Here is a 22,156-nt window from a genome sequence, read left to right on the forward strand (position 1 = left end):
CTGGAACGACGGCCGCCGGGCGAGCGCCGGCCCGCCGGGGCGGGCCAGCGCGTTCCGGGCGGCCTTGCCTTCATTCCAGGCGGATCAGCGCCAGCACCTCAGAGGGTGATCGGCAGCAGTACCTCGGGCTCGATGACCTGCACGCCGGGCAGACCCTCGGACAGCTTCGCCGCCGATTGCTCCAACGCCGGGAAGGTGCGGTAGTGGCCGGGGATCACCGTGTCGAAGTCGAAGTAGGTCTTCGACGCCCAGGCTGCCTGCTCCATGTCCATGGTGTAGTAGCCGCCGCAGCTCAGGATGCCGATGTCGGGCTTATAGTACTGACCGATCCAGGCCATGTCGGCCATGATCGCGGTGTCGCCCGAGAAGTAGATGGTCTTGCCTTCGCCCTTGATGATGAAGCCCGTCTCCATGCCCGCGTACTTCGGACCCTCGTCGGTGGGCAGCGAGGAGCTGTGCGAGGCGGGCACCATGCTGACGGTAACCTTGCCGAAACTGATCGTGCCACCCTTGTTGAAGGCATGGCCCTCGACCGCGCCCTTGCCGTGCAGCTGGCCGGCAAGCTCGACCATGCCCGAAACGGGCGCCTTGGTGCGCTGCGAGACCTCGACGGCATTGGCGGTGTGGTCGAAATGGCCGTGGGTGATGAGGATCTGCGTTGCCCCCTCCAGCGCCTCGTCCGCGCGGTCCTCGGGGAAGACCGGGTTGCCGAAGACCCAGGGGTCGATCAGCAGGACCTGGTCCTCGATCTCGATGCGGAAAGAGCCGTGTCCGAGCCAGATGATGTTCATGGGTGCCTCCTGGGCCTTGCGTCAGTCTTGCGTCGAGGCGGAGGGTAGCACGCGGAAAATGACGGACAAGCGATGGCCTGGCGCGGCGCTGGGCGCCGGAAAGGAACTGCCGGCCAGGCGGGAGGGCCTGGCCGGCAGACCCCTGATCGACGCGCACGAGGGGTGGGATACGCCGGCGCCGATCAGGTGGCTGGGGATCGGGAAAATCCGATCAGAAGAAGCCCAGCTTGTTGGGGTTGTAGCTGACCAGCATGTTCTTGGTCTGCTGGTAGTGGTCGAGCATCATCTTGTGGGTCTCGCGCCCGATGCCCGACTGCTTGTAGCCGCCGAAGGCCGCATGGGCGGGATAAGCGTGGTAGTTGTTGACCCAGACCCGGCCCGCCTCGATGTTGCGGCCGAAGCGATAGGCGCGGGTGCCGTCGCGGGTCCAGACGCCGGCGCCGAGCCCGTACATGGTGTCATTGGCGATGGCGAGCGCCTCGGCCTCGTCCTTGAAGGTGGTGACAGACACGACCGGGCCGAAGATCTCTTCCTGGAAGACGCGCATCTTGTTGTGGCCCTTGAGGATCGTCGGCTCGATGTAGAAGCCGTTCTCGAGACCGTCGATCTGCGCCGCCTTGCCGCCGGTGAGCACCTCGGCGCCTTCCTCGACGCCGATGGTCAGGTAGGACAGGATCTTTTCCTGCTGCTCCTGGCTCGCCTGCGCGCCGACCATGGTGGCCATGTCGCGCGGATCGCCGCGGGTGATCGCCTCGACCCGGGCGATGGCGCGCTTGATGAACTCCTCGTAGATGTCTTCCTGGATAAGCGCGCGGCTCGGGCAGGTGCAGACCTCGCCCTGGTTGAAGGCAAAGAGCACGAAGCCCTCGACCGCCTTGTCGAGATAGGCGTCATCCTCGGCCATCACGTCCGAGAAGAAGATGTTCGGGGACTTGCCGCCGAGCTCCAGCGTCACCGGGATCAGGTTCTCGGTCGCCGCCTGCATGATCTTGCGCCCGGTCTCGGTGGAGCCGGTGAAGGCGATCTTGGCGATGCGCGGGCTGCGGGCGAGCGGCGCGCCGACCTCGGCGCCCATGCCGTTGACGATGTTGAGCACGCCGTCCGGCAGCAGGTCGGCGATGCACTCCATCAGCACCATGATCGCGGCGGGGGTCTGTTCGGCCGGTTTCAGCACGACGCAGTTGCCGGCGGCGAGGGCGGGGGCGAGCTTCCAGGCCGCCATCAGCACCGAGAAGTTCCAGGGGATGATCTGCCCGACCACGCCGAGCGGCTCGTGGAAGTGATAGGCCACGGTGTCGTGGTCGATCTCGGACATATTGCCTTCCTGCGCCCGCAGCACGCCGGCGAAGTAGCGGAAGTGGTCGACCGACAGCGGGATGTCGGCGGCCATGGTCTCGCGGATCGGCTTGCCGTTGTCCCAGGTCTCGGCGGTGGCGATGAACTCGAGGTTTTCCTCGATTCGGTCGGCGATCTTCAGAAGGATGTTCGAGCGCTCGGCAGCAGAGGTCTTGCCCCAGGCCTCGCGCGCGGCATGGGCGGCGTCGAGCGCCAGCTCGATGTCCTCGGCGGTGGAGCGGGCGACCTCGCAGACCACGGCGCCGGTGATCGGGGTGATGTTGTCGAAATACTGGCCCTTCACCGGGGCGGTGAACCGGCCGCCGATGAAGTTGTCGTAGCGGGTGCGGAAGGGCGATTTGTACTCGGCCGCGACCTGGGTCATCTCGTTCATGTCTGTCCTCCTCAAGGCCCGGTCCTCCACCGGGGATGCGAGGAGTGTGTCCGGCGGCGGAGGCTGCGTCAGCCCGGGGGAGGACGCGCGGGGGGGCGGATCTGTCTCGGCAGTGAGACAGGTGCGGGCAGGGAAGATTGCGGGCGGCGGCGCCTGCTATGACAAGCCGAGTTTCTTCATCCGCCGGTAGAAGGTCGCCCGCCCGACGCCGAGCGTGCGCGCGGCCTCCGAGACATTGCCCCTGGCGCGCGCCAGCGCGCGGACCATGGCAGCCCGCTCGGCGCGTTCGAAGCCCGAGGGCCCGTCCTCGCGCCCGAAGAGGTCGCTGGCCGGGCGCGCGACCAGAGGCCCGCTGCTCTCCAGCCCGAAGGAGCGCCGCGCCGCGCGGGTCGCGCCCTGTACCAGGTCGTCGCCGTCCACCGCAAGCAGCACCGAGGCCTCGGCTTCCTCGGCATCGGCGACGATGATCCGCGCCTCGGGGAAGGCGGCACGGAAGGTGTCGGCCTCGATCTGCCGGGCGGTCTGGGCAACCATGGCGGCGATCAGCCGGTTGAAGGCCTCGGTCTGGTCGGCGCGGGCGGAGGAGACGTCGAGCGCGCCGATGAGCTCGCCCTCGGGTCCGAAGATCGGCGCGTCCATGCAGCTCATCGCGGTGTTGCGGGCGTGGAAATGCTCGTCGCGGTGGATCACCACCCGGCGGGCCTCGGCGATGCAGGTGCCGATGCCGTTGGTCCCTTCCGAGGCCTCGGACCAGTCCGAGCCCGGGCAGAGCCCCCAGGCGCGGAACACCCCGAGGTCACCCGAGCCGGCGCGCAGGTCGAGCACCACCCCCGCGGCATCGGTCAGCAGCACGCCGCAGCCCGAGCTGCCGACCATCTGGTAGAGCGCATCGAGTTTCGGGGCGGCGATGTGCAGCAGCCGCTCGGCCTGCTCGCGCCGCTCGGAAAGCGCCTGGTCGGTGATCCGGTGCACCCCGTCCTGCCGGGCCGGGTCGAGCCCGTGGTGTGCCAGCGAGCGCCGCCACGAGGCGGCGAGCCGCGAGCGCGCTGCGGCGGCGGGGTCGGTCGCCGTCTCGACGACGCGGGCGGCGTGGCGGTCGGCTGAAGGCCGGGATCGGGTCATGCGGGTCTCCTCCGGCGGGAAACGATACAGCAAACGCCCCCTGCGCCAAGCCACGCGTTCGTGACAGCCTGCGGAAGAGGGGCTCCGCCCCCGCCGCTGCGCGGCTCCCCCGGGATATTTTGACCTAGAAGAAAGGCGGGGCGGCTCCCTCCTCCTCTTGTTCTTCTTCTCTTTCCAAATACGCCCGCCGAAGGCCGGCCAGGGGCGGGCGCGCCGGGGTCGGGGCGCCGGGGCCGGCCTTCGGTCTTGATCTGCGGGGCAGGGGGGGGCTATATCGCGCGCGTCAAGCAAGGCAACCAACGCCGCGGACATCGAGACGGGCAGGGTCGGACAACCGGCCCTCTTTGTCATATGCGGAGCGCCCGAAAGACCAATCCGAAGACCGGTGGAGACAACCACCCGGCCAGAAAAATCGATGTAAAGGACATATACGCCACATGGCAAACGCAACCATGGAGGAGTTCGAAGCCCTCCTCTCCGAAAGCTTCGAAATGGACACCCCCGAAGAGGGGTCCGTAGTTAAAGGCAAGGTCATCGCGATCGAAGCGGGCCAGGCCATCATCGACGTCGGCTACAAGATGGAAGGCCGCGTCGAGCTGAAGGAATTCGCAAACCCCGGCGAAGCCCCCGAGATCTCGGTCGGCGACGAAGTCGAGGTTTACCTGCGCGCAGCAGAAAACGCCCGCGGCGAAGCCGTGATCAGCCGTGAGATGGCCCGCCGCGAAGAGGCATGGGACCGTCTCGAGAAGGCCTATGCCGACGACGCCCGCGTCGAAGGTGCGATCTTCGGCCGCGTCAAGGGTGGCTTCACCGTCGACCTCGGCGGCGCCGTGGCCTTCCTGCCGGGCTCGCAGGTCGATGTGCGCCCCGTGCGCGACGCCGGCCCGCTCATGGGTCTCAAGCAGCCGTTCCAGATCCTCAAGATGGACCGTCGCCGTGGCAACATCGTTGTCTCGCGCCGTGCGATCCTCGAGGAATCGCGCGCCGAGCAGCGTGCGGAAGTCATCGCCAACCTCACCGAAGGCCAGACGGTCGACGGCGTGGTCAAGAACATCACCGAATACGGTGCGTTCGTTGACCTGGGCGGCGTCGACGGCCTGCTGCACGTCACCGACATGGCATGGCGCCGTGTGAACCACCCGTCCGAGATCCTGTCGATCGGCGAGACCGTCAAGGTCCAGGTCATCAAGATCAACAAGGACACCCACCGTATCAGCCTGGGCATGAAGCAGCTGCAGGAAGATCCGTGGGATCTGGTGGCCGTGAAGTACCCGCTGAGCTCGGTGCACACCGGCCGCGTGACCAACATCACCGATTACGGCGCCTTCGTGGAGCTGGAGCCGGGCGTCGAAGGCCTGGTTCACGTGTCGGAAATGTCCTGGACCAAGAAGAACGTCCACCCGGGCAAGATCGTGTCGACCTCGCAGGAAGTCGACGTCATGGTTCTCGAGATCGACCCCGCGAAGCGTCGCGTGTCGCTCGGCCTCAAGCAGACCATGCGCAACCCGTGGGAAGTGTTCTCCGAGACCCACCCGGAAGGGACCGAGGTCGAGGGCGAGGTCAAGAACATCACCGAATTCGGTCTGTTCATCGGCCTGCCCGGCGAGATCGACGGCATGGTGCACCTCTCGGATCTCTCGTGGGATCAGCGCGGCGAGGAAGCCATCCAGGAGTACCGCAAGGGCGACGTGGTCAAGGCCGTTGTCACCGAAGTGGACACCGACAAGGAGCGTATCTCGCTCTCGATCAAGGCTCTCGGCGGCGACAAGTTCGCTGACGCGGTTGGCGGCGTGAAGCGCGGCTCGATCGTGACCGTCGAAGTCACCGCGATCGAAGACGGCGGCATCGAGGTGGAATACGAAGGCATGAAGTCCTTCATCCGCCGCTCCGACCTGTCGCGTGACCGTGCAGACCAGCGCCCCGAGCGCTTCTCGGTCGGTGACAAGCTCGACGTCCGCGTCACCAACATCGACAGCAAGACCCGTCGTCTGGGCCTGTCGATCAAGGCACGCGAGATCGCCGAAGAGAAGGAAGCCGTGGAACAGTACGGTTCCTCCGACTCCGGCGCATCGCTGGGCGACATCCTCGGCGCGGCTCTGAACCGCGGCGAGTAAGCCTCGCGCTTGCTGAATTGAGGAAGGCCCCGGGAAACCGGGGCCTTTTTCTTTTGTGCCCGCCGGTTCTGCGCCCGTCCTGCGCCGGTCCTGCGACTGCCCGCTGCCTTGGCAGCCTGCCCCGCAGCAGCGCACAGGGGCATGTGCAGGATGCCCCGCTCTCTTGCGCAGTCCTGCCCCCAGGGACGATATGCAGGACATGGATAAAGAGCTTCACCTTACCGAAGAGCACGTGAGCCGGGTGTTTCGAGACGTCCCTGAGGGCGACGATGCCGCACATTGGGGCTGGACCCGGCTCGACGAGGCCGGCATCGCCGCCAAGGCCCAGGAGATCCTCGCGCAGCGCCCGGAGGGGCCGATCGAGGTCTTTGCCTATGGCTCGCTGCTGTGGAAGCCGGAATTTCGCCCGGCGGCCTCGCGGCCCGGTCGGGCGATCGGCTGGCACCGGGCATTCTGCATCGAGCTGACCTCCTGGCGCGGCACCCCCGAGGCGCCGGGGCTGATGATGGCCCTGATGCCGGGCGGTGACTGCACGGCGCTGTTGCAGGAGATCGACGAGGCGGAGGTCGTGCCCGCGCTGGAGGCGCTGGTGCGGCGCGAGATGCCCTTTGCCGAGCTGGCCGAGTCCTACGCCTGGATCGAGGTGGAGGCCGACAAGGGGCCGGTGCAGGCGCTCACCTTCTATGCGCCGCCAAAGGGGCAGGATTTGCGCCGCGATCTTTCGCTCGACCAGACCGCCGCGATCATCGCGCGGGCCTGCGGTCACGCCGGCTCAAACGCGGAGTACCTGCACCGCACGGTGACCGCGCTGGCCGCGCAGGGCATCCACGATGCGAATCTCTGGCGCCTTCAGCAGCTTGTGGCGGCCGAGATCGACGCGCTGGACTAGCCTCTGGAAGGGCGGCCTACCGGGGGCTAGAAGTCCCGCGAGGCCTCTTTCCGGAGCCTTTCGGCGGGCGAATCGCGGGGCATGCTTTGGCCTAGCCGCAATGCAGCAATGGCCATCTGTGTGGGGTTCGGAGGGGTCAGACCGGCATGAAGCCGCGCAATATGCTGCTTTTCATGGGTTTTTCTCTGATTCGCGCGCTTTGTGTTTGGCGCGCCCCCGGCAAAGGTCGTACAACGGGGGAGGCTCTGAAAATGCGATACAGGGATGGGCGAGGATGATCAGATCGGAATTGATCCAGAAGATCGCGGAGGAGAACCCGCATCTCTACCAGCGGGACGTCGAGAGGATCGTGAACACGATCTTCGAGGAAATCACTTCGGCTATGGCGCATGGCAACCGCGTCGAGCTGCGCGGCTTCGGGGCGTTTTCGGTAAAGCAGCGGGACGCCCGGCAGGGGCGGAACCCCCGCACCGGCGAAGCGGTTGACGTCGAGGAGAAATGCGTGCCGTTCTTCAAGACCGGCAAACTCCTGCGGGACCGACTGAACGGGAAGTGACTTCGATGAAATACATTCGCTATGCCTTCTGGGCCGTGCTGGCTGTCGTGCTGATCTGCGTTTCGCTGGCCAACCGCGGCCCGGTGACGCTGAACCTGCTGCCTGCCGAGCTCGCCGAGCTGCTGAACTTCCAGTACTCGGTCACGGTGCCGGTGTTCATCGTCATCCTTGGCGGGATCGTCGCCGGCCTGCTGATCGGCTTCGTCTGGGAATGGCTGCGCGAGCACAAGCACCGCGCCGTGGCGGCGCAGCGCAAGACCGAGGTGAAGCGCCTGGAGCGCCAGCTCAAGAAGACGCAGGACGAACGCGACAAGGACAAGGACGAGGTTCTCGCGATCCTCGACCAGAGCGCCTGAGGGCGGCTCGCCCTACATCGCACGTCTGAAGGGAAGGGGGCCGCGTGCCCCCTTTCGCTTGCGCTCGCGCCCCCCGGGGATATTTTCGCGCTGGAACCGCAACGCGAGCCGGAGGGCCGATATGGACATTCAGGTGAAGATTTGCGGGCTGCGCACGCCCGAGGACGTGGCCGTCGTGGCCGAGGCCGGGGCGCGCTACGCGGGCTTCGTCTTCTTCCCCAAGAGCCCCCGTGCCGTGAGCGTGGCAGAGGCCCGCGCGCTGGCGCTCTCGGCCCCCGTGGGGCTCGCCAAGGTGGCCCTGGTGGTGGATGCGGACGACGCGCTGCTCGACGAGATCGTCGATGAGGTGCCGCTCGACATGCTGCAGCTCCACGGTCACGAGTCGCCCGAGCGCGTGGCGCAGATCCGGGCCCGCCACGGGCTGCCGGTGATGAAGGCGGTGGGGGTTGCCTCGGAGGTCGACCTGCCGGCGCTGGAGGCCTATGGCAAGGTGGCGGACCAGCTTCTGGTCGATGCCAAGGCGCCGAAGGATTCGGTGCTGCCGGGCGGCAACGGGCTGGCCTTTGACTGGCGGCTTATCGCCGGTCGCCGCTGGCCGGTGCCCTGGATGTTGGCGGGCGGGCTGACCCCCGAGAACGTGGCCGAGGCGGTGCGGCTCACCGGGGCACGCCAGATCGACGTATCTTCTGGCGTGGAGCGCGCGCGCGGCGAGAAATCGCCGGAATTGATTCGCGCCTTTGTCCGCGCCGCGCAGACGGCCGGGGCCGGGGCCGAGTCCGCGGTGCCGCGATTCTGACGACGGGCGCGCCTCGCCCTTCAAACAGGAAGGCCCCGCGGTGCGCGGGGCCTTTTCCTCGGGGTTGCGGCAGGAGGCCTTGTGGCTGACCGCCAAACAGCAAAAAGGCCACCCAATTGGGCGGCCCTCAGCCGGATCAAGTCCTGCGCTTCGTTTAGCCCTGACGGGCCTTGAAACGGCGCTGGGTCTTGTTGATCACGTAGACGCGGCCCTTACGACGCACGACGCGGCAGTCGCGATGGCGCTGTTTGAGCGAGCGGAGCGAGTTTGCGACTTTCATATCAAGTCTCTCCTCTTTCGCGGCGCGCGAGCGCCTGGCGTTGCGTTGTGCCCCGGGACATGTCCCGAAGCGGTGAATAATGGTGGGCGGTACTGGGATCGAACCAGTGGCCACTACGATGTCAACGTAGTGCTCTACCGCTGAGCTAACCGCCCGTATAGCCTGCGCTTTTCTTTGCTTTCGCGCCGTTTCCCTCTGGTGAGGTCCGCGGTGAGCAGCGCCGGTGGAGGGCTCTATAAAAGGAGTCGGAGGGGGGATCAAGGGCTTTTGGCAGAAATCGGTTCCGGCTATCTTGTTTTCGCAAGGAGCCCTTATGCCCAAAGTCGCGTATCACCTCGATCTGCCTGAAACGCCCAGTTCGGCGGTGGTTTTTGCCTCTCCGCATTCGGGCCGGGATTACCCCTGGAGCTTCCTGCGCGGGACCATCCTCGACGAAACCTTGATTCGATCGTCCGAGGACGCTTTCGTCGATCGCCTGTTCGATTGCGCACCGCAATTCGGCGCGCCCTTGCTTCGGGCCGGGGCGCCGCGCGCCTTTCTCGACCTGAATCGGTCGTCGGACGAACTCGACCCCGCGCTGATCGAGGGGGTGCGCCGCACCGGCCACAACCCGCGCGTGGCGAGCGGGCTGGGGGTGGTGCCGCGAGTCGTCGCCAACGGCCGGGCGATCTACAGCGGCAAGCTGCCGCTGGCCGAGGCGGAACGGCGAATCGGGCTCTACTGGAAGCCCTACCACAGCCGGCTGCAGGCGCTGCTCGACGCCGCCAAGGGGCAATTCGGCGAATCGATCCTGATCGATTGCCACTCGATGCCGCACGAGGCGGTGGACAGCGTGTTGCGCAGGGGTGCGGCCCGGCCGCAGATCGTGCTTGGCGACCGTTTCGGGGCCTCTGCGGCGCCGGAGATCGTCGAGCTGGTGGAGCAGGCCTTTTGCCGGGCCGGCCTCGTGGTGGCGCGCAATGCGCCCTTTGCCGGGGCCTTCACCACGATGCACTACGGGCGCCCCTCGCGGCGCCAGCACGCGATCCAGATCGAGATCGACCGGGCGCTCTACATGGACGAGGTTGCGATCAAGCCGAACGGCAACTTCCACGCCTTCCGCAGGCTGCTGCGCGGGGTGATCGCCGAGGTCGCCGCGATCGGGCATCGCGAGCAGCGTCTGGCGGCCGAATGATCCGGTGCCGCCGGTGCGCGGCTTGCGCCTCCGGCGGGGATATTTTTACCTAGAAGAAGCGCAGCAGGCTGGGCTCAGAAGGGCGCGGGGGCGCGGAACTTGAGGCCGAGGCCGCCGTCGGGATGGCGCAGGCGCAGTTCTTCGGCGTGCAGCATCATCCGCGGGTAATTCGCCGCAGTTTCGGGCGCGTAGAAGGGGTCGCCGAGAATCGGGTGGCCCTGCGCCAGCATGTGCACCCGCAGCTGGTGGCTGCGGCCGGTGAGCGGCAAGAGATGCACCCGGCTTTCCTCGTCGCTGGCCTTGATCACCCGCCAGTCGGTCTGCGCTGGCTTGCCGGTCTCGTGGCAGACCATCTGCTTGGGACGGTTCGGCCAGTCCACGATCAGCGGCAGGTCGATATGGCCGGTCTTTGGCTCGAGCTTGCCGGCGACGCGGGCGAGGTAGGTCTTCTTGGTGCGGCGATGCTCGAACTGCAGGCCGATGTGGCGCTGCGCGTGCGGCGTCAGGGCAAAGACCATGACCCCCGAGGTGTCACGGTCGAGCCGGTGCACCAGCAGCACCTGCGGGAAGGCCTGCTTGAGGCGCTCGATCAGGCAATCGGCCAGTTCCGGGCCCTTGCCGGGCACCGAGAGCAGCCCGGCGGGCTTGTCGACCACGAGGATCTCGTGGTCCGCGTGCAGGATCGGGATCTCGCCCTGCGGAGGAGTGTAATCAGCGCTCATGGGGCCTGCTCATGGCAAAGCTCGGTGCCGGCCGCAAGGGGCTGCACCGCCGCAGGAGGCCGTGCAGGTGGCTTAGAGCCGCTCGATGGCGATGGCCGTGCCCTCGCCGCCGCCGATGCAGATTGCCGCCACGCCGCGCTTCAGGCCGCGGGTTTCCAGCGCGTTCAGCAGGGTGACCATGATCCGCGCCCCCGAGGCGCCGATCGGGTGGCCGAGCGCGCAGGCGCCGCCGTTGACGTTCACCACGTCGCGCGGCAGGCCCATTTCCTTCATGAAGGCCATAGGGACCACGGCGAAGGCCTCGTTCACCTCCCAGAGGTCGACGTCCGAGAGCCTCCAGCCGATGCGCTCGAGCAGCTTGCGGGCGGCGGGAATCGGCGCGGTGGGAAAGAGCCCCGGGGCCTGCGCGTGGCTGGCGTGGCCGAGAATGCGGGCGCGGGGCAGGGCACCGGTCCTTTCGACACCGGCGAGGGTGGTGAGCACCAGCGCCGCGGCACCGTCGGAGATCGAGCTGGAGTTGGCCGCGGTCACCGTGCCGCCGGTGCGGAAGGCGGGCTTCAGATGCGGGATCTTCTCGGGCCGGGCGCGCGCGGGCTGCTCGTCGCGGGTGATCACCTCCTCGCCGGTGCGGGCGTGCACGGTGACCGGGGTGATCTCGGTCTCGAAGGCGCCGCTGCGCTCGGCGTCGAGCGCATTGGACAGCGAGGCGAGCGCGTATTGGTCCTGCGCGTCGCGGGTGAACTGGAAGGCCTCGGCGCAGTCCTCGGCATAGGTGCCCATGAGGCGCCCCCGGTCGTAGGCGTCCTCGAGCCCGTCGAGAAACATGTGGTCGACCACCTCGCCGTGACCAAGCCGGGCACCGCCGCGCATCTTCGGCAGCAGGTAGGGGGCGTTGGTCATGCTCTCCATGCCGCCGGCGACCATCACCTCGACCTGGCCGAGCGCCAGCCGGTCCCAGGCCATCATCGCCGCCTTCATCCCCGAGCCGCACATCTTGTTGAGCGTGGTGGCGGGGACTTCCTCGCTGAGACCGGCCTTGAAGCCCGCCTGGCGCGCCGGGGCCTGGCCCTGTCCGGCGGGCAGCACGCAGCCCATCAGCAGTTCGTCGACCGCCGGACGCCCGGCCTCGGCCAGCGCCGCGCGGATCGCCGCGCCGCCGAGCTGCGCGGCGCTGAGATCGGACAGCATCCCCTGGAACCCGCCCATCGCGGTGCGCGCGGCACCGGTTATCACCACATCCTGCATGCTCTCTCCTCCCAGGGTCACGGCACCTGAATACCGAATGGTAAGGATTGCCGTCTAGCGTGCTGAGAATATGGGCGCTTGCCGGGGTCTCGGCAATGCGTCGGAAATTTTGGCGCTGCTCCGGGTCCTGGTCCATGTGCGGCTCGGGCCGGTCGTATGCCTGCAGGGAAAAGGACGTCCGAGAGACAGGGATGTTCGAGAGACAGGGGTGTCCAAAGGGCAAGGACGTCCATGAGGTAAGAACTTCCAGGAGGTAAGGACTTCATGAAGCTGACGTGCCGGGGAACGGAGCCGCAGGTCATTTCCGTTGGCGAGCCGCGCATCGACGCGGCCGTGGCGATCCAGTTCAAGGACGCCATGCGCGCCATGCTCTCCCCCGAGGCGGAGCGGGTGATCCTCGATTTGTCGCAGGTCGAGTTCATCGATTCCAGCGGGCTCGGTGCTGTCGTCGCGGTGAAGAAAGCCATGGGAGCGTCGCAACGACTCGATCTCGCCGGGCTCACGCCGATGGTGGACAAGCTTTTCCGCCTCACCCGGATGGACACGATCTTTGCGCTCTACCCGACGCTGGTCGAGGCCGAGGCGACGGAGGTCGCACCTCTGCCTCTCGGGGGCGGATCCGGGGGCTGAAGGGAGATGGCGGCCATGGCGCTTCGCTCGGTCACCGGGGCCGGCGCGCCGGAGCCGGGCTGCGCGGCGCTGGTGCTGGAACTGTCCAGCAGTACCGCCGAGGTGCGCGCGGCGCTCGGGCAGGTGACGGAGGCGCTTGGCCGCGGCGGGTATTGCGCCCACGCGCGGAACTGCGCCGAGCTGGTGCTGGCCGAGGCGCTCAACAACATTGTCGAACACGCCTATGCCGGTCAGGGCCCCGGGCGCATTCGGCTGTGGCTGCAGGGGGTGCCCGGGGCGATCCGCCTCGAGCTGCGCGACCGGGGGCGGCCGATGCCGGACCTGGCCCTGCCCGAGGGACGGCTGAAGCCGCTGGGCCACGACGGCGACCTGCCCGAGGGTGGCTTCGGCTGGTACCTGATCCGCCGTCTCGCGGCAGAGGTGAGCTACCGGCGCGTCGGCGGTGAAAATGTCCTGCGGCTCGTTCTGGAGAGCGGACCTGCGGCAGGCGACCGGGGCTGAACGCGCGCGACTGGTCAAGCCGAGGTCTCAATGGCAGCGCATTCTTGTCCTAGTGTTGACGGGCCAAGGCAGGCGGGCGGCAGCGCGTGCGGCGCACCGCTGCGGTGCCCTGTCCCGGTTCAGCGAGGCGCGCCGCGTCGGCGCCGTCGCGCGCAACCCCCGGTAACTCGTGACGCTTCCTTCAATTTCAGCGAAAATGGGCGACTTTCTGCCGCAACGGAAGAACTCTGGGCGGGCTTTTGCCGATCCGGAACAATCTCTCCGGTCTGCTGCACTATGGTCTCAGAGCGACCTTAGTCTTGCCTGATTTTGGGGGGATACACGAAGCTGTAGCTGCATATGGCTTCCCTCGGCGCCACGCCGTTTCAGCCCCCACCCAGTGCGTGGCGTCGAGGACTCTCAAGCGCAGCGATTTCTCGACATCGACACTTTCGTCACGGCCCGGATCGGCGCTGGACCCCTGCCTTTGCCGACACGCGGGCGGACAGACGCGAACCGCCCGGCCTTGCGGACCGGGCGGAGCGGGAACTCGGGGAAAAGGCGGTCCTCAGTAGCTGTAGGCGCCGTAGATCTTCGACAGATCGCCGCCCCAGTCGCCCGCGTAATGCGCGAGCATCTCGTCGGCCTGCACCATGCCGCTCTCGATGCTTTCCTTCAGCGCGTTGAGGAAATGCGTCTCGTCCGGCAGCAGCCCACCCGCACCGGGGCGGGCGCGGGACTTGAGCCCGGCCTCGGCGATCTCGAGCACCTGCGCGGCGAGATCGTGCATGCGGATGCCGTTCACCTCGGCCTGCAGCGCCTGTTCCGAGGCGGCAACGCGCAGCCCTTCGCGGGTCTCGTCGTCCCAGCCCTTCACCAGGTCCCAGGCTGAATCGAGCGCGCTCTGGTCGTAGGTCAGCCCCACCCAGAAGGCGGGCAGCGCGCAGAGCCGCCGCCACGGGCCGCCGTCGGCGCCGCGCATCTCGATGAACTTCTTCATCCGTGCCTCGGGGAAGAGCGTGGTCAGGTGGTCGGCCCAATCCGAGAGCGTCGGCTTCTCGCCCGGCAGGGCGGGGAGGCGGCCGGCCATGAAGTCGCGGAAGGACTGGCCGAGCGCGTCGATGTACTTGCCGTCGCGGTAGACGAAATACATCGGTACATCGAGCGCATACTCCACGTAGCTTTCAAAGCCGAAGCTCTCGTCGAAGACGAAGGGCAGCATGCCGGTGCGCGCCGCGTCGAGGTGCCGCCAGACGTAAGAGCGGTAGCTCTTGAGACCGTTCGGCTTGCCTTCAAGGAAGGGCGAGTTGGCGAAGAGCGCGGTGGCGACCGGCTGTAGCGCCAGCGCCACGCGCATCTTCTTGATCATGTCGAGCTCGGAGCCGAAATCGAGGTTCACCTGCACGGTGCAGGTGCGGCGCATCATGGTGGTGCCGGTGGTGCCGACCTTGCCCATGTAGGCATCCATCAGCTTGTAGCGGCCCTTGGGCATGAGGGGCATTTCCTCGTGTTTCCACTCGGGCGCGGCGCCGAGGCCGATGAAGCCGACGCCGATCTCGTCGGCGATGCCCTTCACCTCGCGCAGGTGCTCGTTCACCTCGTCGCAGGTCTGGTGGATGGTCTCGAGCGGGGCGCCCGAGAGCTCCAGCGCGCCGCCGGGTTCCAGCGACACGTTCGCGCCGTCCTTGGTCAGGCCGATGAGGTTGCCGCCCTCGGTGACCTCGGCCCAGCCGTGACGGTCGCGCAAGCCTTCGAGAACCGCCTTGATCGAGCGCTCGCCGTCATAGGGCAGCGGAGCGTGGGTATCGGTCAGGTAGCCGAACTTCTCGTGCTCGGTGCCGATGCGCCAGTCGTCCTTGGGCTTGATGCCTTCTTCGAGGTACTCGCCAAGCTGCGCGTGATGCTCGATCGGCCCGCCGCCGGATTGAGGGATGGACATGGCTTGGGCTCCGATCTTGCTCGCCTTGGGTGTCGAGGGTCAGGGATGGGCGGAACCGAAGCCCTTGTCAATGCAGACGGAGGGTGGGCTTTTGTGCGCTGGCGCGCTGCCAGATGAGCACCGCTGCGGAGCCGCCCGCCTGCATCTTCTGCAGCATCCGTTCGGTCTGCAGTCCGGGCAGCTGCGCGAAGATGTCGAAGAGCTGTTCCGATCCCTCGGCGGTCAGCGGGATGGCCAGCGTGGTGCCGTCCTCGCTGCGCAGCAGCCAGTGCGGCGGCTTGGCGGCGGGATCGAGGCTGAGGGCAGTGAGGCTCGACAGATCGGCAAAGCCGCCGGTGAGCGGGCCGAAATAGCTGATCCGCCCCTCGACCACCTGGACCATGCCCGGCCCGCCGGTGCCGGTGCGAAAGCGCGCGCGTTGCACCCCGGCAAAGGTGAGTGCCGCGCCAAGGGCCGCCACGGCCCAGCCCAGCAGCGCCAGAAGCCCGCCGGTGAAGAGCGCCCAGTAGAGGCCGAGCGCCAGGATACCGGCCCCTGCGGCCACTTCGCGCCAGCGCATCAGAGTGGCCTTTGCCTCGGGACGCAGGAAGCTCATGCGGGTGTCCTTGCGGCTTGCGGGCTGTGCAACACCGCGACGCGGTAGCCGCCGACATGCTCGAAGCCGATGGCCTCGTAGGCCCGCGCCGCCGCCGGGTTGTTGGCAAAGAGCACCGCAGTGCGGATGCCGCGGTTCCGTGCTTCAAGAAGATGGCGCTGCACCACCCGGCGCCCGCGCCCGCCATCACGAAGGGCACGCGGCACGAAGACCCCGCCGAGCTGAACCAGATCCGCCACCTCGGCATTGAAATCGCTCATCGCAACAGGTTGACCCTGCTCGATCAGAAGACGCAGCGAGCCCTTCGCGATGCAATATTCGGCGCGCTCGCGTGCCGCCTGGTGGGCCGCCTGGTTGGCGGCTGTCGCCTGGATGTCGATCCCGTAGTCGTAGAACCAGTCCGCCAGCAGCGATGCGTCCTCTGGGCCGGGCGGGCGGATGACATCCGCGCGGTCGGGCAGCGTCGCCAGCTCGAGTCGGTAGAGCGGCTCCACCTGGTTGAGCCTGAAGGCAGCGTCACCATATCCCAGCGCCGCGATGAGCGCAGCCGTCTGCTCGGGGGGGGCCGCTGATCACGGTCACGGGCTGGGTGCCGATGAGTTCGGCATAGGCACGAAACGCCTCTGTGGGGGCGCCCTGCGCCTGGCAGATGACGTCGCCGCGCCGTGTTCTGCCGAAGACCGCGCGGATCGCGTCGCGTTCGGACCAGAGATACACCTCGGTCGCAAAACGGTCGGCGCTCTCGCCAAGGCCCGCGACGGCGATATTGCCGCGCAGGAACATCGAGGTCTCGGCGTGCTGCGACAGGAAGGCCTCGAGCGCTGCCGCATCGGCGGGCAGGGCGCGGCGGATCACTTCCAGTCCCCGCAATGCGCCTGCCAGAGCGTCAGCGCCGCCACCGCCGCGGTGTCGGCGCGCAGGATGCGCGGGCCGAGGGCGATGGAGGTGGCCTGATCCATGCCGTGCAGTTTTTTTCCGCTCGGCCTCGGAGAATCCACCCTCGGGGCCGATCAGCACGGCCCAGGGGGCGGGATCGCCGGACAGCGCGGCGGCATAGTCGGTGCCGCCCCCGACCGAGGATTCGTCGCAGAAGAGCAGACGGCGCGAGTCCCATTCGGCGAGCAGCGGCCCCAGCTTCTGCAGCTCGGCGACCTCGGGCACGAAGGTGGCGCCGCATTGCTCGGCCGCCTCGACCGCATGGGCCTGCAGCCGGTCCTGGCGGATGCGCTCGGAGTTGGTGAAGGCGGTCTGCACCGGCACGATGCGGCGCACGCCCAGCTCCACCGCCTTCTCGACGATGAAATCGGTGCGCGCCTTCTTGATCGGCGCAAAGAGCAGCCAGAGGTCGGGCGGCGTGCCCTGGGGGCGGGTCTGCTCAACGCAGCTCAGCGTGCCGCCCTTCTTGCCGGCCTCGGTAACCTCGGCCAGCCATTCGCCGTCGCGCCCGTTGAACAGGGCGACCGGCGCGCCGACCGGCAGCCGCATCACGGAAAAGAGATAGTGGGCCTGCTCCCTCTCGAGAGCGACCGGTTGTCCCGCGCCCAGCGGGTCGTCTACATACAGGCGTACCTTAGCAGTCATGAGGCGGACCATATGACCCATCCCGGCGCAGCGCCAGATCCCGAAGGACAGGTTTCCGACGCCGTCCGGGGCAACTGGGTGGATCACCATGCCCCGGCCTGGAGCCGCCCCTATCTGCGCCTGTCGCGCGCCGACCGCCCGATCGGAACCTGGCTGCTGCTGCTGCCCTGCTGGTGGGGTCTGCTGCTGTCTATGGTAGCAGACGGTCAGGCGCGCTGGTTCGACTTGTGGATCTTCGTTGGCTGCGGCATCGGTGCCTTCCTGATGCGCGGCGCGGGCTGCACCTGGAACGACATCACCGACCGCGACTTCGACGGCTCTGTGGCCCGCACCGCCTCGCGGCCGATCCCCTCGGGACAGGTGAGCGTGAGGCAGGCGCTGGCCTGGGCGGTGATCCAGGCGCTGGTCTCCTGCGCCATCCTGCTGACCTTCCCGCCGATGGCGATCCTGCTCGGGGTGATCTCGCTGGCGCCGGTGGCGATCTACCCCTTTGCCAAGCGCTTCACCTGGTGGCCGCAGGTCTTTCTGGGCATCGCCTTCAACTGGGGCGCGCTGCTGGCCTGGACGGCGCACAGCGGCAGTCTCGGCTGGGCCGCCGTGGCTCTTTACTTCTCGGGCATGGCCTGGACGCTGTTCTACGACACGATCTACGCCCACCAGGACAAGGAAGACGATGCCCTCATCGGGGTGAAATCCACCGCCCGGCTGTTCGGCGACGAGCGCACCCCGTCGATGCTGGCGCGCTTCCTGGTGATCTCGGTCGCCTTGATGGGGCTTGCCGTGGTCCTGGCGGCGCCGCGCGGCGAGATCCTGCAGTTGGTGATCGTGATCGCCGGCCCCTGGGCCTTTGGCTGGCACATGCTGTGGCAGATGCGGAAGCTGGATGTGAACGACAATGCCGTCCTGCTCAAGCTCTTCAGGTCCAACCGCGACGCCGGCCTGCTGCCCGTGCTGTTTTTCGCCGCCGCGCTTTTGGCGTGATTGCGCCGACCCGGGGGCGGGCGTATCAGAGATGAAAAATTGATCAAGAAAGGGACGCTTTGATGCGCCTTTCCGGCTATCTCCTTCCGGCCACCGCCTTTGCTGCCGCCGCGGCGCTCTGCGCCGGGACCGCCTATTTCTCGATGCAGATGGTCGAGACCGCCTCGCGGCAGGATGTCGCCGATGCGCTGCTGCGCGATGGGCAGGACTGGGCCGAGGTCGATGTGAACGGCTTGCAGGTCTTCCTGATCGGCACCGCACCCGACGAGGCGGCGCGTTTCCGGGCGATGACCGTGGCCGGCTCGGCGGTGGATTCGGCGCGGGTCATAGACCAGATGCTGGTCGCCGATGCCGAGGAAATCGAGGCGCCGCGCTTCTCGATGGAGATCCTGCGCAACGAGTCCGGCATCTCGATCATCGGGCTGGTGCCCGGCGAGACCGACCGCGAGCGGCTGCTCGGCGTGCTTTCCGAGATGACGGAAGGTGACCAGCAGATAGCCGACCTTCTGGAAGAGGCCGATTTCCCCAAGCCCGAAGGCTGGAGTGCCGCTGTGGATTTCGCAGGTCGCGCGCTCGAGGATCTGCCACGCTCGAAGATCTCGGTCTCGGCGGGGCGGGTGCACATCAAGGCGATGACCGACAGCGAGACCGCCCGCCGCGAGATCGAGCGGAACCTGCGCCGCCGCGTGCCGAAGGGGGTCGAGCTGACGCTCGATCTGTCCGCGCCGCGACCGGTGATCACCCCCTTCACCCTGCGTTTCCTGATGGACGAGGAAGGACTGCGCTTCGACGCCTGTTCCGCCGACACCGAGGCCGCGCGCGAGCGTATCCTCAAGGCCGCAAGCGACGCCGGCTTCGAGGGCAATGCCAACTGCCGCCTCGGGCTGGGCGTGCCCTCGCGCCGCTGGGGCGAAGCCGGGGCCATGGCGATCGCGGCGGTGAAGGAGCTGGGCGGCGGCTCGGTAACCTTCTCCAATGCCGACGTTGCTCTGGTGGCCCTGGAAGGTACCAGCCAGGGGCTCTTCGACCGGGTGGTGGGCGAGCTCGAGGCCGCGTTGCCGCAGGTCTTCGCCCTGCACGCCACGCTGCCGGAAACGCCGCAGGAGACCGATCAGGGCCCGCCCGAGTTCACCGCCACACTCTCGCCAGAGGGCTCGGTGCAGCTGCGCGGCCGGATCAACTCGGACCTCGCGCGCGAGACCGCGGACAGCCTGGCCAAGGCGCTCTTCGGCTCGGAGAGCGTCTATACCGCGGCCCGCGTCGCCGAGGGGCTGCCGAACGGCTGGTCGACCCGCGTGCTGACCGGGCTCGAGGCGCTTGGGCAACTCAGCAACGGCGCGCTGCGGGTGACCCCCGAGCTGGTGCGGGTCTCGGGCAATACCGGCAACAAGGACGCCAATGCCGAGATCGCCGGGCTGCTCTCGGACAAGCTGGGCGAGGGGGCCGACTACGAGATCGACGTCACCTACCAGGAAAAGCTTGACCCCGAGCTGGGCATCCCCACCCCCGAGCAATGCGAGGCGCAGATCGTCGAGATCATCGGCGACCGCAAGATCAGTTTCGAGCCGGGCTCGGCCAATCTCGACGCCTCGGCCAAGGACATAATGGACGAGCTCGCCGAGTTGTTGAAGCTCTGCGGCGACATCCCGCTCGAGATCCAGGGCCACACCGACAGCCAGGGCCGCGAGTCGATGAACGAGGCACTGAGCCGCGACCGGGCGCAATCGGTGCTCGATGCGCTGCGCAACCGCCGGGTGCTGACCTCGAGCTATCGCGTGAAAGGCTATGGCGAAACCCTGCCGATTGCGGATAACAGTACCGAAGAGGGACGCGAGGCGAACCGCCGGATCGAATTCAAGCTGATCCGCCCCGAGCCGACCGAGGAAGAGCCGACCGCGCTCGAGCAGATCGAGCAGGAAGGCGCCGAGGCAGCCGGTGACCCGGCCGCTCCGGAAGAAAGCGACGCTGCGCAGGACGACGCGGCGCAGGATGAGGCAGGCGCTGGCGAGACAGGCGTGGAAGGGGCAGAAGAATGAACCGGACGGAATTCGTGATCGCGACGGCGGTCATCCTCTTCGTGGCCTTCTGCATGGGATGGTTCGCCAACTGGCTGGTGCACCGCTTCAAGCGCGTCGCCCAGGCCGACGTCGACCAGCTCGAGAAGATGAGCCGCGAGCTGCACGAGGCCGAGGAGACCCGCGACCAGGCGATCACCTACCTGCAGCAGCGCGAGGCCGAGCTGACCAACCAACTGGCGCAGACCGAGGCCGAGCTCTCGGCGGCCATGGAAGGCCTGCGCGAGGCGCGGCACGAGGCCGAGGAACTGCGCGGGATGCTCGAGCGCAAGAAGGGCATGGCCTGAAGGGCCTTTCTGTCTGAGCGCGCGGCAAGGCGGGGCGGGGTCTCGCCTTTTTTTTCATTCTGGTGAGGGCTCCGCCCCCGCCCTGCGGGCTCCCCCGGGATATTTCTGCCTAGAAGAACGCGCGGGTGCTGATGGTCAAACCATCGGCATTGCTGACGATTTTGAGACAATTCAGCCGCAAGGCGCATGCTGTTTCGCAAGCAGAGCTGCGACAGCGCCCGGCGCCTTAAAGTTGTCGCATCCTGTCCCTATCCAGTCTTAATTCGGGGCGCAGACCAGCTCCCGTGCGCGATTCCCCGGGTGTTGGGGGTCTAGGTCAGTAAGTCAGGGTGTGTGCGATGACGGTCTACGCGGTGACGCAGGAGAACTGGAACGATCCGGCTTTCTGGGCGGCGATCTCCGAAAGCTCCGCGGGGCACACGCTCGACCTCTCGGGTTTGCCGGACGGGGTGGAGGTCGAATTCGACCAGGCCAACCTCGTGCTCTTCCTCCACCACGACGGCGGCAGCTTCCTGATCGGCGATACCACGGCCCCGGCGGTCTTTGACGCGCAGCTCGGCGCGGGCACCGACTGGAGCTATTTCTCCCTGCTCACCGGCGGCGCGGGCGACGACACGCTGGGCGGCGGCGAGGGCGATGACACGCTCTGGGGCGGAGCCGGGGATGACAGCTTCCTCGGCTATGCCGGGGACGACCTGATCTACGGCGGCGACGGCGGCGACACGGTGCATGCGGGCTCCGGGGCCGACACGGTGATCGGCGGCGCGGGCGACGATTCCCTGTCCGGAAACGAGGGGGACGACTGGCTGGAGGGCGGCGCTGGCAGCGACTCGCTCTACGGACAGGAGGGGGACGATTACGTCAGCGGCGGCGAGGGCGACGACACGCTCGAGGGCAACGAGGGCAGCGACACGATCCACGGCGGCGCGGGCAACGACTGGATGCGCGGCTCCTACGGCAACGATGAGCTCTGGGGCGGCACCGGCGACGACAGTTACTGGGGCGGCTGGGGGGGACGATACCTTCCACATCGAGAACGACTTCGGCAACGACACGGTGGATGCCGAGGGCGTGGACGAGGTGCTGGGCGACACGCTCGACCTGTCGCTGGTCACCGACGCGCTGCGCATCGATCTGGGCGACATCAACCCCGAGACCGGCAGCGTCACCGATGGCACGAGCACGCTGATCTACGACGAGGTCGAGCACATCATCCTCGGCGCCGGAGTGGATACGCTGGCGCTGGCGGATGGCGGCGGACTCGATGCGGTGCAGGGCTTCGCGGCGCCGAGCGATCTTGGTGGCGGGACCTATGCGGGCAATGACCTGCTGGACGTCTCGGGGCTGACCGATGCCGAGGGCAACCCGGTGGACGTGGGCGACGTCACGGTGAGCGATACGGCCGGCGATGGTACGGGGGATGCGGTGCTGAGCTTTCCCGGGGGCGTGGCGCTGACGCTGGTGGGCGTGCAGGTTTCCGAGGTCTCCTCGGCGGCGCAGCTCGAGGCGATGGGCATTCCCGCGGCCGGCGAAGAGGCCGCTCCGGTCGATCCAGTGGAGCCGGTTGATCCGGTTGACCCGACCGATCCTGTTGACCCGGTGGAGACCACCGGCGCGTTGCCGCAGATTGACGGCGCCTTCGAGTTCGAGGCGACGATCCGCTTCGATGAACTTTCCGCCGCGCAGGGACAGAGGGTCTTCGAATTCGGCGGCGCGGGCGAGGACCGGCTGACCTTTGGCCAGCTCGGCCCGAGCAATGCGGTGCTCTTCGAGATCGTTCAGGATGGGGCAACCTGGCTCATCGTCGCCGAGGA

General features: G+C 67.6%; 22 protein-coding genes, 1 tRNA gene and 1 pseudogene. 12 read left to right on the top strand and 12 right to left on the bottom strand.

The window, feature by feature from the left end:
- Positions 1-98: 98 nt before the first annotated feature.
- The 3 genes from CLG85_RS20615 to CLG85_RS20625 form a co-directional block, all read right to left on the bottom strand.
- The gene (locus CLG85_RS20615; protein ID WP_260349930.1) at positions 99-791 is read right to left on the bottom strand and encodes a metal-dependent hydrolase; all 693 of its coding nucleotides are present in this window, start codon (positions 789-791) and stop codon (positions 99-101) included.
- 211 nt (positions 792-1,002) lie between these two features.
- Complete coding sequence (gene adh / locus CLG85_RS20620; RefSeq protein WP_260349931.1) at positions 1,003-2,520, bottom strand: aldehyde dehydrogenase; 1,518 nt, start codon at positions 2,518-2,520, stop codon at positions 1,003-1,005.
- 156 nt (positions 2,521-2,676) lie between these two features.
- Positions 2,677-3,642 carry a GAF domain-containing protein gene (locus CLG85_RS20625; protein WP_260349932.1) on the bottom strand — a complete coding sequence of 322 codons (966 nt, stop codon included), beginning with the start codon at positions 3,640-3,642 and terminating at the stop codon, positions 2,677-2,679.
- 437 nt (positions 3,643-4,079) lie between these two features.
- Here CLG85_RS20625 and rpsA point away from each other — a divergent pair, with 437 nt between their 5' ends.
- From rpsA to CLG85_RS20650, 5 genes are all read left to right on the top strand, one after another.
- On the top strand, positions 4,080-5,756 hold the full coding sequence (gene rpsA, locus CLG85_RS20630; RefSeq protein ID WP_095882807.1) for a 30S ribosomal protein S1: 1,677 nt from the start codon (positions 4,080-4,082) through the stop codon (positions 5,754-5,756).
- A 199-nt stretch (positions 5,757-5,955) separates the two neighbouring features.
- Complete coding sequence (locus CLG85_RS20635) at positions 5,956-6,645, top strand: gamma-glutamylcyclotransferase (protein WP_176476623.1); 690 nt, start codon at positions 5,956-5,958, stop codon at positions 6,643-6,645.
- Positions 6,646-6,919: 274 nt separating this feature from the next.
- Entirely contained in the window at positions 6,920-7,201 is a 282-nt protein-coding gene (ihfB, locus tag CLG85_RS20640; RefSeq protein ID WP_092425075.1) for an integration host factor subunit beta, read from the top strand.
- 5 nt (positions 7,202-7,206) lie between these two features.
- Positions 7,207-7,557: a lipopolysaccharide assembly protein LapA domain-containing protein gene (locus tag CLG85_RS20645; protein WP_095882809.1), complete on the top strand. Its 351-nt coding sequence runs from the start codon at positions 7,207-7,209 to the stop codon at positions 7,555-7,557.
- A gap of 121 nt (positions 7,558-7,678) precedes the next feature.
- Positions 7,679-8,353, top strand: coding sequence for a phosphoribosylanthranilate isomerase (locus CLG85_RS20650; protein WP_095882810.1), 675 nt, complete (start codon positions 7,679-7,681; stop codon positions 8,351-8,353).
- Between the two features lie 154 nt (positions 8,354-8,507).
- On the opposite strand, the gene ykgO is transcribed toward CLG85_RS20650, so the two are convergent.
- Together ykgO and CLG85_RS20660 are read right to left on the bottom strand one after the other, a co-directional pair.
- Positions 8,508-8,633, bottom strand: coding sequence for a type B 50S ribosomal protein L36 (gene ykgO, locus CLG85_RS20655; RefSeq protein ID WP_008884645.1), 126 nt, complete (start codon positions 8,631-8,633; stop codon positions 8,508-8,510).
- Positions 8,634-8,713: 80 nt separating this feature from the next.
- A tRNA-Val gene (locus CLG85_RS20660) sits at positions 8,714-8,788 on the bottom strand.
- A 158-nt stretch (positions 8,789-8,946) separates the two neighbouring features.
- Here CLG85_RS20660 and CLG85_RS20665 point away from each other — a divergent pair.
- On the top strand, positions 8,947-9,807 hold the full coding sequence (locus CLG85_RS20665; RefSeq protein WP_095882811.1) for an N-formylglutamate amidohydrolase: 861 nt from the start codon (positions 8,947-8,949) through the stop codon (positions 9,805-9,807).
- Between the two features lie 74 nt (positions 9,808-9,881).
- Here the strand turns inward: CLG85_RS20665 and CLG85_RS20670 are convergent, their stop codons facing one another.
- Both CLG85_RS20670 and CLG85_RS20675 read right to left on the bottom strand, forming a co-directional pair.
- Positions 9,882-10,529, bottom strand: a complete 648-nt coding sequence (locus CLG85_RS20670; protein WP_095882812.1) for an RluA family pseudouridine synthase — start codon at positions 10,527-10,529, stop codon at positions 9,882-9,884.
- Positions 10,530-10,601: 72 nt separating this feature from the next.
- On the bottom strand, positions 10,602-11,774 hold the full coding sequence (locus CLG85_RS20675; RefSeq protein ID WP_260349933.1) for an acetyl-CoA C-acyltransferase: 1,173 nt from the start codon (positions 11,772-11,774) through the stop codon (positions 10,602-10,604).
- Positions 11,775-12,038: 264 nt separating this feature from the next.
- Between CLG85_RS20675 and CLG85_RS20680 the strand changes: the two genes are divergently transcribed.
- Both CLG85_RS20680 and CLG85_RS20685 read left to right on the top strand, forming a co-directional pair.
- Entirely contained in the window at positions 12,039-12,404 is a 366-nt protein-coding gene (locus CLG85_RS20680) for an STAS domain-containing protein (RefSeq protein WP_260349934.1), read from the top strand.
- Between the two features lie 15 nt (positions 12,405-12,419).
- Complete coding sequence (locus CLG85_RS20685) at positions 12,420-12,905, top strand: ATP-binding protein (protein WP_260349935.1); 486 nt, start codon at positions 12,420-12,422, stop codon at positions 12,903-12,905.
- 547 nt (positions 12,906-13,452) lie between these two features.
- Here CLG85_RS20685 and CLG85_RS20690 read toward each other — a convergent pair.
- From CLG85_RS20690 to CLG85_RS20710, 5 genes and pseudogenes are all read right to left on the bottom strand, one after another.
- Positions 13,453-14,823: a glutamate--cysteine ligase gene (locus CLG85_RS20690; protein ID WP_095883566.1), complete on the bottom strand. Its 1,371-nt coding sequence runs from the start codon at positions 14,821-14,823 to the stop codon at positions 13,453-13,455.
- A gap of 67 nt (positions 14,824-14,890) precedes the next feature.
- Positions 14,891-15,418, bottom strand: a complete 528-nt coding sequence (locus CLG85_RS20695) for a hypothetical protein (protein WP_095883567.1) — start codon at positions 15,416-15,418, stop codon at positions 14,891-14,893.
- Entirely contained in the window at positions 15,415-15,912 is a 498-nt protein-coding gene (locus CLG85_RS20700) for a GNAT family N-acetyltransferase (protein WP_260349936.1), read from the bottom strand. The genes CLG85_RS20695 and CLG85_RS20700 overlap by 4 nt, the downstream gene beginning before the upstream one ends.
- A gap of 22 nt (positions 15,913-15,934) precedes the next feature.
- Positions 15,935-16,273, bottom strand: coding sequence for a hypothetical protein (locus tag CLG85_RS20705; RefSeq protein ID WP_260349937.1), 339 nt, complete (start codon positions 16,271-16,273; stop codon positions 15,935-15,937).
- Positions 16,270-16,999, bottom strand: a pseudogene (locus tag CLG85_RS20710) (16S rRNA (uracil(1498)-N(3))-methyltransferase). The gene CLG85_RS20705 and the pseudogene CLG85_RS20710 overlap by 4 nt, the downstream one beginning before the upstream one ends.
- A 12-nt stretch (positions 17,000-17,011) precedes the next feature.
- On the opposite strand from CLG85_RS20710, the gene ubiA reads away from it, so the two are divergent.
- The 4 genes from ubiA (at position 17,012) to CLG85_RS27490 (ending at position 21,667) form a co-directional block, all read left to right on the top strand.
- On the top strand, positions 17,012-17,980 hold the full coding sequence (ubiA, locus tag CLG85_RS20715) for a 4-hydroxybenzoate octaprenyltransferase (protein ID WP_095883569.1): 969 nt from the start codon (positions 17,012-17,014) through the stop codon (positions 17,978-17,980).
- 62 nt (positions 17,981-18,042) lie between these two features.
- Positions 18,043-20,016, top strand: coding sequence for an OmpA family protein (locus CLG85_RS20720; RefSeq protein ID WP_095883570.1), 1,974 nt, complete (start codon positions 18,043-18,045; stop codon positions 20,014-20,016).
- Positions 20,013-20,342, top strand: a complete 330-nt coding sequence (locus CLG85_RS20725) for a hypothetical protein (RefSeq protein ID WP_095883571.1) — start codon at positions 20,013-20,015, stop codon at positions 20,340-20,342. Before CLG85_RS20720 ends, CLG85_RS20725 begins: the two co-directional genes overlap by 4 nt.
- 338 nt (positions 20,343-20,680) lie before the next feature.
- A complete protein-coding gene (locus CLG85_RS27490; RefSeq protein WP_311735018.1) occupies positions 20,681-21,667 on the top strand; it encodes a calcium-binding protein in 987 nt (328 codons plus the stop codon).
- The last annotated feature ends 489 nt before the right edge of the window (positions 21,668-22,156 follow it).

Origin of the sequence: Alloyangia mangrovi, from assembly GCF_002300555.2 — a bacterium.
GTDB lineage: Bacteria > Pseudomonadota > Alphaproteobacteria > Rhodobacterales > Rhodobacteraceae > Salipiger > Salipiger mangrovi.